This window comes from Nocardioides sp. GCM10023255 (assembly GCF_042653125.1).
Taxonomy (GTDB): domain Bacteria; phylum Actinomycetota; class Actinomycetes; order Propionibacteriales; family Nocardioidaceae; genus Nocardioides.
In genome coordinates this window covers 107264-120224 of sequence record NZ_JBHSHU010000013.1, presented here as the reverse complement: position 1 = coordinate 120224, position 12961 = coordinate 107264, and the positions used below count along the sequence as shown (strand labels likewise).

Sequence of the window (12961 nt, the reverse complement as noted above, 5' to 3'; positions counted from 1 at the left end):
CCGGACGACACCCATGACCGAGCACGCCACCCCCGAGGCGCCGACGTTCCCGGCCGCCGAGCTCGACCGCAGGTTCTACGCGTTCACCCTCGACCGGCTGATCGCCTGGACGCTGTACGCCGTCGCGTCGGTCGCGGCGTACCACTTCCTGATCGCCCGCGACCACCTCTGGGCCGGCGTGGCCGTGATCGTGGCCGTCGTGCTGCTGGTGGGGCTCGGGTTCTCCCTGCTGCTCGGGCTGCGCGGCACCTCGCCGGGCAAGGCCGCGGTCGGGCTGCGCGCAGTGCACCACGGCACCGGCACGCCGGTCGGGGCCGGCGCGGGACTGCTGCGCTCGCTGATCCTGGGCGTCTCGGCGCTGCCCACGTTCGGCCTCGGGGTGGCGACCCTCGCCTGGACGGCGGTCATGGACCGCGGCCGGCAGCGGCGCGGCTGGCACGACCACGTGACGCACTCGATCGTCGTCGACGTCCGGCCCGTCCCGGTCGAGGAGGAGGAGCAGGCGGCCGCGCCCCGGCACATCGTCAACCTCACCGCGATGCGGCTGGTTCCGGCGCCGCAGCCGGCCCCGGTGTCCGCCCCCGCGCGTGCCCAGCGGGCGGCGGCCACGATGCCGGTGCCGGCCGTCCCGACGCCGGCGTCCGCCGTCCCCGCACCGGCCCCGTTCGAGCCGGTCGCGGCCCCGGTCCCGCGCCCCGCCGAGCAGCCCTCGGGGTCGGCCGGGCAGCCCTCCGGTCCCGTGGTCCCGGCCGCGCGGCACGCGGCGCCGCCCGTCGCACGGACCGACGCCCCGCCGTCCACCCCGCAGGCGCCGGGCCGTCGGCAGCGTCTCGGCCCGCCCCTGGTCGACCTCCCGCCCGTCCAGCCACCCGTCCAGCCGCCTGCCCAGCCGCCCGTCCAGCGGCCGCTGGGACCCCCGCCCGTGGCCCCGCCGGTGCCCGGCCGCTCCACCGCGGAGCGCACCGTCATCCGCGGCGACGACCAGCGGGGTCGCCGGGCCCTGGCGCTGTGGCGGGTCACCTTCGACACCGGTGAGTCCTTCCAGGTCGAGGGGCTCGCCCTCGTCGGGCGCCGGCCCGAGCCGCGCCAGGGCGAGCCGGTCCGCCACCTGGTCCCGCTGCGCTCGGGCGACATGTCGCTGTCCAAGACCCACGCCCAGTTCCAGGTCGCTCCCGACGGGGTGCTGGTCGTGATGGACCGCGGCTCGACCAACGGCTCGATCCTGATCCGTCAGGGTGTCAGCCGGGAGCTCACCGCCGGCCGGCCGGCCACCCTGCTCGACGGAGACCGGGTCCGGTTCGGCGATCGTGAGATGAGCGTCACCCGCGAGTCGTGAGCAGGCTCACACGGGGTCGGTTCGATAACAGTCCGATAACGGTGGCGGGGGAGACCTCCCACTTTGGCCCGAACGGGGTTCAACTACGCAAGGCCCGTGTCCTGAGAGGCGACTGAGAACCAGTGTGACTCCCGGGGCCGAGTCTCATCGGTTCGTGCAACAGATCGCCGTGACACACACGGCCCATCGGGAGGCATTGCATGCGAAGGACCAAGCTCGTCGCGCTCGCGACGGCTTCACTGCTCAGCGCAGCGGGCACGCTGTCGCTGACTTCGGCCCAGGCCGGCGCCGCGCCGGCCGACGCCGCCACCACGTTCACCGACCCCGGGGCGCCCGCTCTCGGGAAGGTGGTCTCGGACGTCAGGACCCCCAAGTGGCGCGAGAAGTACGACGCTCGCAACAAGGCTGCGCTCGAGAAGCGCATCCGTGAGGGCGGCTCGGGCGACTCCGTCAAGCTCGGCAAGGGCAAGTACGGCCGCGTCGCCACCGCTCAGCAGGACAAGATCTTCGTGGTCCTGGCCGAGTTCGGGGACACCCAGCACTCCGCCTACAGCGGCCCGGCGCCGGACGGCTCCAGCCAGCGTGAGCTGGGTCCGCTGCACAACGAGATCCCCAAGCCGGACCGCAAGACCGACAACTCCACGCTGTGGCAGTCGGACTACGACCACGCGCACTACCAGAACATGTACTTCTCCCGGATGAAGAAGTTCTACGAGCAGCAGTCGTCCGGCCACTACTCGATCGACGGCGACGTCACCGAGTGGGTCAAGGTGCCGTTCAACGAGGCCCGCTACGGTCGCGACACCGACTGCGACAGCGTCGCCTGCAGCAACGTCTGGTACCTCGTCCGCGACGCGCTGGCCGAGTGGACGCAGTCCAAGCTGGACGCCGGCTGGGACATGCAGCAGATCCAGGACTACCTGAAGACGTTCGACCACCAGGACCGTTACGACTTCGACGGTGACGGCGACTTCAACGAGCCGGACGGCTACATCGACCACTTCCAGATCGTGCACGCCGGTGGCGACGCCGCCGACGGCGACCCGGTCTACGGCACCGACGCCATCTGGAGCCACCGCTGGAACGCGCAGATCCAGCCCTTCGGCACCGGCCCCGCCGGCGGCGCGCCCATCGGCGGCGTCAACATCGGCCAGGGTGGCCCGAGCGACGGCGGCAAGGTGCAGATCCCGAACCACCCGACGGACGTGTGGGTCAACGACTACACGATCCAGCCCGAGAACGGTGGACTCAGCGTCTTCGCGCACGAGTTCGGTCACGACCTCGGCCTGCCGGACCTCTACGACACCTCCGGCAACACCGGTGGCGCGTCGAACTCGGTCGAGCACTGGTCCCTGATGGCCCAGTCCCGCGGCACCCGCAAGACCGACAAGGGCATCGGTGACGCCCCGATGTCGTTCGGCGCCTGGGAGAAGCTGCAGCTGGGCTGGCTGAACTACAAGGTCGTCAAGCCGGGCAAGACCGACACCGTGAAGGTCCAGCCCAACTCTTCGTCGAGCATGAAGAAGAAGGCCGCCATCGCGCTGCTGCCCGACAAGCAGGTCCCGTCCAGCCTGGGCGACCCCTGCGACACCTGCGGCACGAAGTTCTACTACTCCGACAAGGGCGACAGCCTCGACAACACCATGACCCGCGAGGTCGCCGGTGGTGGCGAGCTGACGGCCAAGGTCCGCTACGAGATCGAGGACGGCTACGACTACGCCTTCCTGCAGGCCTCGAGCGACGGCGGCCAGACCTGGGCCGACGTCGAGACCGACCAGAGCTACGAGGGCAGCGACGAGGCCGGCACCAACAGCAGCGGCTTCGGCATCTCCGGCACGACCAACGGCGAGTGGGTCGACCTGACCGCCACGGTCCCGGACGGCACCAACGCGCTGCGCTGGCGCTACCTCACCGACGGTGGCTACGCGCTGTCGGGCTTCCAGGTGGACAACATCACCCTGGACGGCACCAACATCGGTGACGCCGAGACCGACGCCGACTGGACCTTCGACGGGTTCCGCACCACCACCGGCAACGAGGTGGAGTCGTTCCTGAACGCCTACATCGTGGACAACCGCCAGTTCGTCGGCAACGACAAGCTGCTCAACCACCTGTACAACTTCCGGAACACCCACAGCCTCAAGATGTCCAACTGGGTGGACTTCTACCACAACGAGCCGGGCGCGCTGATCTCCTACTGGGACAGCTCGTACAGCGACAACAACGTGGGCGACCACCCGGGTGCCGGCCAGATCCTGCCGGTCGACGCCCACCCGCAGCTCGTGCACCTCGGTGACCAGCTGCTCCGCACGAAGATCCAGACGCTGGACTCGACCTTCGGGCTGAGCCGCACCGACGCGCAGCGGGTCTTCCTCAACGGTGAGAAGGTCAAGCTGCCCAGCCGCAAGGCCGTCTCGCTCTTCGACGACACCAAGACGTGGTGGCACCTGCGTGACAAGCACGGTGCCGCTGACCACCCGGGCTCCTACAAGCCGGGCTGGATCGGTGTCGACCCGCCGAACACCGGCACCAGGATCAAGGTGCTGAGCATCAGCAAGACCGGCGTCATGACCGTCAAGGTCCACGTCGCCAAGTAGCACCTCGCCTCACTGCGGACCCCGTCGATCCACCCGGATCGGCGGGGTCCGTCGCGTTCCGGGCCGCCGGCGACTACGGTCAGCCCCCGTGGCCGGTTCCTTCCTCGACCTCCTCTACGACGAGGCCCCGCGCTCGGCGTTCGACGAGGTGGTCGCGCAGGCCGAGGCCTCCGGCGCCGCGCCCTCCGAGCTCGCCGAGCTGCGGCGGCAGTACGACGTCGCGCTGCGGCTGCGCGAGCTCATCGCGCGGCAGCGTGCCCGCGAGGCCGAGCTCAGCGCGCTCTACGACACCGCCAGCGACCTGACCGCGATCCGCGACGTCGACGCCATCCTGGCCGCGATCGTGCGGCGCGCCCGACAGCTGCTCAACGCCGACATGACCTACCTGTCCCTCAACGACGAGGCCGACGGCGCGTCGTACATGAAGGTCACCGACGGGGCGCTGACCCAGGCGTTCCGCTCGCTGCGCCTGCCGCTCGGCACCGGACTGCTCGGGCTGGTGGCGCAGACGGGGGCGCCGTACTTCACCGAGGACTACCAGTCCGACGCGCGCTTCCTGCACCGCGAGTTCATCGACGAGGCGGTCGCGGGGGAGCAGATCCGGGCGATCCTCGGGGTGCCCCTCGTGCTCGAGGGCCGGGTGATCGGGGCGCTGCTCGCGGTGCACCGCACCGTGCGGCCGTTCCCCAGCTCGGAGGTCAGCCTGCTCACGTCGTTCGCGGCCCACGCCTCGGTCGCGCTGGAGAACGCGCGGCTCTTCGCCGAGCTCGACGAGGCCAACCGCACCATGACCGAGCACACCGCGGCCGTGGAGAGCGCGGCCCACGCCCACGACCGGCTCACCGACCTGCTGCTGCACGGCGGCGGTGTCGAGGAGGTGGCGCGGGTCCTCTCGGAGGTGCTCGACGGCCGGCTGGCCATCCACGACCCCACCGGCGAACGGGTGGCCGGCGACCCGGCCGAGGAGGGATGGCAGCAGGCGGTCACCGAGGCGGTCGCGTCCGGGCGCTCGGTCGAGGCGGGCGGGGCGTACGTCGCCGCGGCCCTGGCCGGCACCGAGCACGTCGCCACGCTGGTCCTGCACGGCAGGGCGCGCCCGCTGGCCCTGGCCGAGCGCCGGACCCTCGAGCGCGGTGCCCTGGTGACCGCGCTCGTCCTGCTCTTCGCACGCACCGTCGCCCAGACCGAGGAGCGGCTCGGCGGCGAGCTGCTCACCGACCTGCTCGAGGGCGGGACCCCCGAGCTGCTGCTGCGCGAGCGCGCCCGCCGCCAGCGGGTGGTGCTGGAGGGGCCGCTGTCGGTCGCGGTGGCCGCCCTCGACGGCATCGACCGGCACGCCGGGGCGCGGGTCGCCGCCCGGATCGCCGCCGCGCACCGCGGCCTGGCCGCCGAGCACCGCGGCTCCGTGGTCCTGCTCGCCGCCGCGGACGACCCGAGGGAGCTCGGCCGCCGGCTCCGGGACGCGGTCGCCGAGGCCGGCGGCACCGCGACCGTCGGCGTCGACGTGGGGGACCGAGACTCCCTGCAGGCGGCGTACGCCGAGGCACGGCGCTGCCTCGACTCCCTGGTGACGCTGGGCCGCTCCGGCGAGGTGAGCGACCCGGCCGGGCTCGGGGTCACGCGGCTGCTGCTCGGCGAGAACGGCCCCGAGCAGCTGGCGGAGTACGTCGACGGCACCGTCGGCCCGGTCCTGGCCTACGACGCACGACGCGGGACCAGCCTGGTGGAGACCCTGGAGGCCTGGTTCGCGACCGGGGGCCGGGTGGGGGAGACCGCCGAGCGGCTGCACGTGCACCCCAACACCGTCGTGCAGCGCCTGGACCGGGTGACCGAGCTCCTCGGCGCGGAGTGGCGCGACCCCGGGCGCGGTCTGGACGTGCAGCTGGCGCTGCGCGTGCACCGCCTGCGCGGGGCCTGACCGGGGGCGGGCTCAGGCGCCCGTGTCGAGCACGTTCGTGCCGCGGTTGACGTGGAAGACCAGGCTGGTCTCGGCGTGCACGACGCCCGGCCGGCCGGTGAGGTTGTCGAGCACGAAGTCGCGCAGCTCCTCGGGCGTGGGCGCGGCCACGTGCACCAGGAAGTCGTTGGCGCCGCTGATGTTGAAGGTCGCGAGCACCCCGGGGAGCCGCGACACCTCCTCGGCGAACGCGTCCACGTCGGCGCGGAGGTGGCCCGAGAAGCGGATCGCCACCATCGCCTGCACCGGCAGGCCCATCCGGGCCAGGTCGACCTCGGCGGTCACCCCGGTGACGATGCCGCGCTCCCGCAGTGCGCGGACCCGGGCCAGGCAGGTCGACTCGGCGATCCCGGCGGCGCGGGCCAGCGCGACGTTGGGCGTGCGGCCGTCGCGCAGCAGCTCGGCGACGATGCGCCGGTCGACGTCGTCGAGCAGCGGCCGGAGGCGCGGTGCGGGGCCGGGCGGACGTCGGGGAGCATTCTTCGGCACGCCGCCACGATATCGAGGTCGAGCCGCTGATCCTGCCGCTGCAGCGGGCGGATCCGAGGATTCTGCGGAACCGTTGTGCTCGGTCGCGGTGAACCTTCAGGGTGTGCGCCATGAGCCACCTCGACACCGACGCCGTCCACCTCGGCCGTGAGGACCTGACCGCCCGGGGCGTGCACGTCCCGCCGATCGACCTGTCGACCACCTATCCTCTCGACTCGATCGCGGCCGGCGGCTCGTCGTACGAGAACCTCGCCACCGGGCACCGCCCCGACGCCGGCGACTCGCTGGTCTACCAGCGGCTGTGGAACCCCAACGTGGACCGCTTCGAGCGCTCCGTGGCCGCCCTCGAGGGGTGCGCGGGTGCGGTGGCCTTCGCGTCGGGGATGGCCGGGCTCAGCGCCGTGCTGCTCGCCTCGGTGGCGGCGGGCCGCCCGCACGTGGTCGGGGTGCGGCCGCTGTACGGCGGCACCGACCACGTGCTCGCCTCGGGCGTGCTCGGCACCCGGGTCGACTGGGCCACCCCCGACCGGATCGGCGACGCGCTGCGCCCGGACACCGGGCTGGTGGTCGTCGAGACACCCGCGAACCCCACCGTGGACCTCGTCGACATCGCGGCCGTGGTGGCGCAGGCCGGGGACGTGCCGGTCCTCGTCGACAACACCTTCGCCACGCCCGTGCTCCAGCAGCCCGTCCACCACGGCGCCACCTTGGTCCTGCACTCGGCCACCAAGTTCATCGGCGGCCACGGCGACGTCATGGGCGGCGTGGTCGCGACCAGCGAGGAGTGGGCGAACCGGCTCCGCCAGGTGCGGGCCGTGACCGGCGCGCTGCTGCACCCGCTCGCGGCCTACGAGCTGCACCGCGGGCTCCAGACGCTCCCCCTGCGGGTCCGGGCCCAGCAGGAGAGCGCCACCACGCTGGCGGTCCGGCTGGCCGACCACCCGCAGGTCGCCCGGGTGCTCCACCCCGGGCTCAAGGAGTGCGACCCCCGCGGCCTGGTCGGCACCCAGATGGCCGGTCCCGGCAGCCTGCTGGCCCTCGAGCTGCGCGGTGGGTACGCCGCCGCGGCGGCCGTGGCGCAGCGCTGCCGCCTGATCACCCACGCGGTCTCGCTGGGCGGCGTGGACACGCTCATCCAGCACCCCGCCGGCCTGACCCACCGGCCGGTCGCCGCGGAGGCCCGCCCCGGCGACGCGCTGCTGCGGATCTCGGTCGGCCTGGAGGGTGTCGAGGACCTGTGGGCCGACCTCGACGCGGCCCTGGAGCCTGCGCATGTGGATTCTCCACATGCTAACGACCATGCTGTGGTGATCTGAGCCGTTCAGGTCGACCGACCCCCGACCCTACGGTCGGGGGCATGCAGGAGACCCCCGTCACATCCCGGCCGGCACCGGGCCACCCCCTGGCCGGTCGCACCGCCCTCGTCACCGGCGGCGCCAGCGGCATCGGCGCGGCCGTCGCCACCCGCCTGGCCGAGCTCGGCGCCCACGTCACCGTCCTCGACCTCGACGAGGAGGGGGCCGCCAAGGTCGCCGCGTCGATCGGCGGCGAGTCGCGCGGCCTCGACCTCACCGACGGCGCCGCCATCGACGCCCTCGACGTCGAGGCCGACATCCTCGTCAACAACGCCGGGATCCAACACGTCGCCCCGGTCGAGGACTTCGACCCCGAGCGGTTCGCGCTGATCCACCGGCTCATGCTCGAGGCGCCGTTCCGGCTCGCCCGGCGGCTGCTGCCCGGCATGTACGACCGGGGCTGGGGCCGGCTCGTGCACGTGTCCAGCGTGCACGGGCACCGCGCGTCGCCGTACAAGGCGGCCTACGTCAGCGCCAAGCACGGCCTCGAGGGCCTCTCCAAGGTGATCGCGCTCGAGGCCGCCGGTCGCGGTGTCACCAGCAACACCGTCTGCCCCGGCTACGTGCGCACCCCGCTCGTCGAGGGCCAGATCGCCGCCCAGGCCGAGACCCACGGCGTCGAGGAGACCCAGGTCGTGGACGACGTGCTGCTCGCCCGCACCCCCGTCAAGCGGCTCGTCGAGCCCGAGGAGGTGGCCGACGTCGTCGGCTACCTGTGCGGGCCCGGGACCGACTCGGTCACCGGGTCCTCCTTCCTCCTCGACGGCGGCTGGACCGCCCAGTAGCCGACCCGCCCCGGCACCACCACCGACCCGCCACACCTGTGCAGCACCGAAAGGGAGAACACGCATGACCGCGCAAACCGTCCCGACCCACGACCGGGGGACCGAGCCCGGACGCCGATCCATCGGCAAGGTCGTCTTCGCCAGCCTGATCGGCACGGCGACCGAGTGGTACGACTTCTTCCTCTTCGGATCGGCCGCCGCGCTGGTCTTCGGCGAGGTCTTCTTCGGCGAGATCGGCGGCACCACCGGCACGCTCTACGCCTTCATGACCTACGCCCTCGGCTTCGTGGCCCGCCCGATCGGCGGCGTGGTCTTCGGACACTTCGGCGACCGGGTCGGCCGCAAGAAGATGCTGGTCGCCTCGCTGCTGATGATGGGCATCGGCACCTTCGCGATCGGCCTGCTGCCGACCTACGCCTCGATCGGCCTGGCCGCTCCGCTGCTCCTCGTGTTCTGCCGGCTGCTGCAGGGCTTCGCCGTCGGCGGTGAGTGGGGCGGTGCGGTGCTGATGGTCTCCGAGCACGGCAGCGACGGCTGGCGCGGCTTCTGGGCCTCCTGGCCGCAGGCCGGTGTCGCGATGGGCAACCTGCTCGCGACCGGCGTGCTCTGGATCCTCGCCGCGGTGCAGTCCGACGCCGCCTTCCTCGACTGGGGCTGGCGCATCCCGTTCCTGCTGAGCGCGGTGCTCGTCGCGGTCGGCATGTGGGTGCGCATCACCATCGAGGAGTCGCCGGTCTTCGCCGAGGCCAAGCAGGAGATGGAGAAGCAGGACCGCGGGATGCCGATCCTCGAGGTGATCAGGGAGTACCCGCGCGAGGTGTTCGTCGCCATGGGCATGCGGATGGCCGAGAACATCAGCTACTACATCTTCACGGTCATCTCGATCACCTACGCCACCACCTACATCGCCGTGGACAAGCCGGTCATCCTGCGCGCGCTGCTCATCGGCGCCGCGGTGCAGTTCGCCATCGTGCCTGCCTTCGGTGCGCTCTCCGACAAGGTCGGACGGCGTCCGCTCTACCTCGCCGGCGCGATCGGTGTGGGCATCTGGACGTTCGTCTTCTTCAACCTGCTCGACACCAAGGAGCCCTCGCTGATCCTGCTCGGCGTGGTGGTGGGCCTGGTCCTGCACTCGCTGATGTACGCCCCGCAGGCGGCGTTCTTCTCCGAGCTGTTCGGCACCTCGGTGCGCTACACCGGCGCCTCGGTCGGCTACCAGCTCGCCTCGATCCTGGCGGGCGCCCTGGCCCCGATCATCGCGCTGAAGCTGCTCGGCGACGTCTCCGACGGCAACACCACCGCCGTCGGCATCTACGTCGCGATCGCCTCGGTGCTGACGATCGTCGCCGTGCTCTTCGCCCGGGAGACCCGCGCCTCCTCCCTGCGCCACGACCGGGTGCTGGCCACCGACCCGGCCTGACCGGTCGCGGGTCGACGCGTCACGACGTCGACCCGCGGTGTGTCGACACCCACAGTCCACCGACCCGCCACTGACGTGTGGCGGGTCGGTGCTGCGGGTACGGTCCCGGAGGTCATGTCCCACGTCTGGTACGTCAGCTACGGCTCCAACATGTCCGCCGCGCGTCTCGCGGCCTACCTCGAGGGCGGCCGACCACCCGGCGGCAGCCGCGCCCACCCCGGCGCCAGGGACCGTACGCCGCCCGCCCGCAGCGTCCCCGTCGACCTCCCCGGCACTCTCTACTTCGCGGGCGAGTCGCCCCAGTGGGGCGGAGGCGTCGCCTACTACGACCACGACACCCCCGGGTTCACCGCCGGCCGCGGCTACCTGGTGACCGCCGCCCAGTTCGCCGACATCGCCGCCCAGGAGATGCACCGGGTCCCCCGGGACGGCGACCCGATCGAGGAGGTCGTGCTCAGCCCCCTCGACGGCGGTCGGCACACCGCCGGCCCCGGGCGGTACGAGACGCTCGTCGAGGTCGGCCGCCACGACGGACTGCCGCTGCTGACCTTCACCGCCCCGCACGGCGCCGAGCACGTGGCGCACGCGCACCCGTCGCCGGCGTACCTCGAGACGATCGCGCTGGGGCTGCGCGAGTCCCGCGGCTGGGGCGAGGACGAGGTGGCGGCGTACCTCGACTCGGTGCTGCCCGCGGTGCCCCGGCCGAGGGAGTCGGGAGAGACGTCCGGGGAAAACGCGTCGAGGGGTGTCGTACCGAGGTGGTGACGTTCGTGGAGAGGATGACACCGACCCGCGAGAGGATCACCCCATGCGCACCCTGATCACCACCCACTTCGTCTCCGTCGACGGCGTCGCCGAGGCCCCGGGCGGCGAGCCCGGCTACCGGCACGCCGGCTGGACCTTCGACGTGGAGGCCGACCCGGCCTTCTACGAGGAGAAGGGCCGTGAGCAGGAGGAGGCCACCGCCTTCGTCATGGGTGGCCGCTCCTACGAGGCCTTCGCCCCGATCTGGCCGACGATGGACTACTTCGCCGGCTTCAACGCGATGCCCAAGTACGTCGTCTCCTCGACCGTCAGCGACCCGGAGTGGAACAACACCTCCGTGGTCTCCTTCGACGACGTCGCCCGGCTGCGGGAGGGCGAGGGGGGCCCGATCATCGTGCAGGGCAGCCTCCTGCTCACCCAGGGGCTCCTGCAGGCGGGGCTCGTCGACGAGATGCGGCTGTCGGTCTTCCCGGTGGTCCTCGGCAGCGGCCGGCGGCTGTTCCCGCACGACGCCGAGGACAAGGTGAAGCTGGCGCTGGTCGACTCCACGACGTACTCCAACGGCGTGCAGCACCAGGTGTTCCGGCCGCTGCGCTGAGCCGATGGCCAGCCGACCCCGGGCAGCGTAGGTTTCCGCCCATGACCGAGTCGTACGCCGCCGGAGAGCTCGAGCCGCCGCTGCTCGAGGAGACCATCGGAGCCAACTTCGAGCGGACGGTGGCCGCCCACCGCGACCGCGAGGCCCTGGTCGAGGTGGCCAGCGGCCGGCGCTGGACCTGGGCCGAGCTGGACCGTGACGTCGACGCGCTGGCGCGCGGGCTGATCGCCGCGGGCGTCGAGAAGGGCCACCGCGTCGGGATCTGGGCGCCGAACTGCGCGGAGTGGACGCTGACGCAGTACGCCTGCGCCAAGGTCGGCGCGGTGCTGGTCAACGTCAACCCTGCCTACCGCACCCACGAGTTCGCCTACGCCGTCAACCAGAGCGGGCTGCGCCTGCTCCTGGCCGCGTCGGCCTTCAAGACCAGCGACTACCGCGCGATGGTGGAGGAGGTCCGCGGCCAGTGCCCGGACCTGCAGCGCGTGGTCTACGTCGACACCGACGACTGGGCCGAGCTGGTGGCGGGCGGGGAGTCCGTGCCGGCCGGCGCCGTGGCCGAGCGGATGGCCACCCTGGACCCGCACGACCCGATCAACATCCAGTACACCTCGGGCACCACCGGCTACCCCAAGGGCGCCACGCTGTCCCACCGCAACATCCTCAACAACGGCTACTTCACCACCGAGCTGATCAACCTCGGACCGGAGGACCGGCTGTGCATCCCGGTGCCGTTCTACCACTGCTTCGGGATGGTGATGGCCAACCTCGGCTGCACCTCCCACGGCGCCACGATGGTGATCCCGGCGCCCGGCTTCGACCCCGAGGTCACGCTGCGCACGATCGCCGAGGAGCGCTGCACCGGCGTGTACGGCGTGCCGACGATGTTCATCGCCATGCAGAACCATCCGTCGTTCGCGGACCACGACCTCTCCACCCTGCGCACCGGGATCATGGCCGGCTCGATCTGCCCGGTGGAGGTGATGAAGCGCTGCGTGAACGACATGCACATGACCGAGGTGTCCATCGCCTACGGCATGACCGAGACCAGCCCGGTCTCCTGCCAGACCCGTGCCGACGACGACCTCGACCGGCGCACCGCCACCATCGGCCGGGTGCACCCGCACGTCGAGATCAAGATCGTCGACCCGGTGACGGGGGAGACCGTCGAGCGTGGGAGGACCGGCGAGTTCTGCACCCGCGGCTACTCGGTGATGCTCGGCTACTGGGACGACCCGGACAGGACCGCCGAGGCCATCGACGCCGACGGCTGGATGCACACCGGTGACCTGGCCGAGATGCGCGAGGACGGCTACTGCAACATCGTCGGCCGGATCAAGGACATGGTGATCCGCGGCGGGGAGAACGTCTACCCGCGCGAGATCGAGGAGTTCCTCTACCAGCACCCCGACGTCGAGGACGTGCAGGTGATCGGCGTCCCCGACGAGAAGTACGGCGAGGAGCTCTGCGCCTGGGTCAAGATGAAGGCCGGCGCGCAGCCGCTGGACGCCGAGGCCGTGCGCGCCTACGCGACCGGGAAGCTCGCGCACTACAAGATCCCGCGCTACGTGATGGTGGTCGAGGAGTTCCCGATGACCGTCACCGGCAAGATCCGCAAGGTCCAGATGCGCGAGGAGTCCGCGAAGCAGCTCGGCCTCTAGC

10 protein-coding genes are annotated in these 12961 nt (G+C 72.0%); 9 read left to right on the top strand and 1 reads right to left on the bottom strand.

All coding sequences use genetic code 11. The features are described from left to right. Nucleotides 1-13: 13 nt before the first annotated feature. The 3 genes from ACFO9I_RS21525 (at nucleotide 14) to ACFO9I_RS21515 (ending at nucleotide 5851) form a co-directional block, all read left to right on the top strand. Entirely contained in the window at nucleotides 14-1336 is a 1323-nt protein-coding gene (locus ACFO9I_RS21525) for an RDD family protein (protein WP_379184663.1), read from the top strand. 200 nt (nucleotides 1337-1536) lie between these two features. After that, nucleotides 1537-3933, top strand: a complete 2397-nt coding sequence (locus tag ACFO9I_RS21520) for an immune inhibitor A domain-containing protein (RefSeq protein WP_379184661.1) — start codon at nucleotides 1537-1539, stop codon at nucleotides 3931-3933. Nucleotides 3934-4021: 88 nt separating this feature from the next. Beyond that, a complete protein-coding gene (locus ACFO9I_RS21515; protein ID WP_379184659.1) occupies nucleotides 4022-5851 on the top strand; it encodes a helix-turn-helix domain-containing protein in 1830 nt (609 codons plus the stop codon). Nucleotides 5852-5863: 12 nt separating this feature from the next. Here the strand turns inward: ACFO9I_RS21515 and ACFO9I_RS21510 are convergent, their stop codons facing one another. Next, a complete protein-coding gene (locus tag ACFO9I_RS21510) occupies nucleotides 5864-6379 on the bottom strand; it encodes an Lrp/AsnC family transcriptional regulator (protein ID WP_379184657.1) in 516 nt (171 codons plus the stop codon). Between the two features lie 110 nt (nucleotides 6380-6489). On the opposite strand from ACFO9I_RS21510, the gene ACFO9I_RS21505 reads away from it, so the two are divergent. The 6 genes from ACFO9I_RS21505 to ACFO9I_RS21480 all read left to right on the top strand — a co-directional run bounded on the left by ACFO9I_RS21505 (nucleotide 6490) and on the right by ACFO9I_RS21480 (nucleotide 12960). Beyond that, the gene (locus ACFO9I_RS21505) at nucleotides 6490-7695 is read left to right on the top strand and encodes a trans-sulfuration enzyme family protein (RefSeq protein WP_379184655.1); all 1206 of its coding nucleotides are present in this window, start codon (nucleotides 6490-6492) and stop codon (nucleotides 7693-7695) included. A gap of 41 nt (nucleotides 7696-7736) precedes the next feature. Next, entirely contained in the window at nucleotides 7737-8519 is a 783-nt protein-coding gene (locus tag ACFO9I_RS21500) for a 3-hydroxybutyrate dehydrogenase (protein ID WP_379184653.1), read from the top strand. A 64-nt stretch (nucleotides 8520-8583) separates the two neighbouring features. Further along, the gene (locus tag ACFO9I_RS21495) at nucleotides 8584-9939 is read left to right on the top strand and encodes an MFS transporter (protein ID WP_379184651.1); all 1356 of its coding nucleotides are present in this window, start codon (nucleotides 8584-8586) and stop codon (nucleotides 9937-9939) included. Nucleotides 9940-10053: 114 nt separating this feature from the next. Next, entirely contained in the window at nucleotides 10054-10704 is a 651-nt protein-coding gene (locus tag ACFO9I_RS21490; RefSeq protein WP_379184649.1) for a histone deacetylase, read from the top strand. Between the two features lie 43 nt (nucleotides 10705-10747). After that, nucleotides 10748-11302: a dihydrofolate reductase family protein gene (locus tag ACFO9I_RS21485; protein ID WP_379184647.1), complete on the top strand. Its 555-nt coding sequence runs from the start codon at nucleotides 10748-10750 to the stop codon at nucleotides 11300-11302. A gap of 41 nt (nucleotides 11303-11343) precedes the next feature. Further along, a complete protein-coding gene (locus tag ACFO9I_RS21480) occupies nucleotides 11344-12960 on the top strand; it encodes an AMP-binding protein (RefSeq protein WP_379184646.1) in 1617 nt (538 codons plus the stop codon). The last annotated feature ends 1 nt before the right edge of the window (nucleotide 12961 follow it).

Coding starts and splice junctions, on each gene's coding strand:
- ACFO9I_RS21525 (WP_379184663.1), top strand. CDS start 14: ATGACCGAGCACGCCACCCCCGAGGCGCCGACGTTCCCGGCCGCCGAG.
- ACFO9I_RS21520 (WP_379184661.1), top strand. CDS start 1,537: ATGCGAAGGACCAAGCTCGTCGCGCTCGCGACGGCTTCACTGCTCAGC.
- ACFO9I_RS21505 (WP_379184655.1), top strand. CDS start 6,490: ATGAGCCACCTCGACACCGACGCCGTCCACCTCGGCCGTGAGGACCTG.
- ACFO9I_RS21500 (WP_379184653.1), top strand. CDS start 7,737: ATGCAGGAGACCCCCGTCACATCCCGGCCGGCACCGGGCCACCCCCTG.
- ACFO9I_RS21495 (WP_379184651.1), top strand. CDS start 8,584: ATGACCGCGCAAACCGTCCCGACCCACGACCGGGGGACCGAGCCCGGA.
- ACFO9I_RS21490 (WP_379184649.1), top strand. CDS start 10,054: ATGTCCCACGTCTGGTACGTCAGCTACGGCTCCAACATGTCCGCCGCG.
- ACFO9I_RS21485 (WP_379184647.1), top strand. CDS start 10,748: ATGCGCACCCTGATCACCACCCACTTCGTCTCCGTCGACGGCGTCGCC.
- ACFO9I_RS21480 (WP_379184646.1), top strand. CDS start 11,344: ATGACCGAGTCGTACGCCGCCGGAGAGCTCGAGCCGCCGCTGCTCGAG.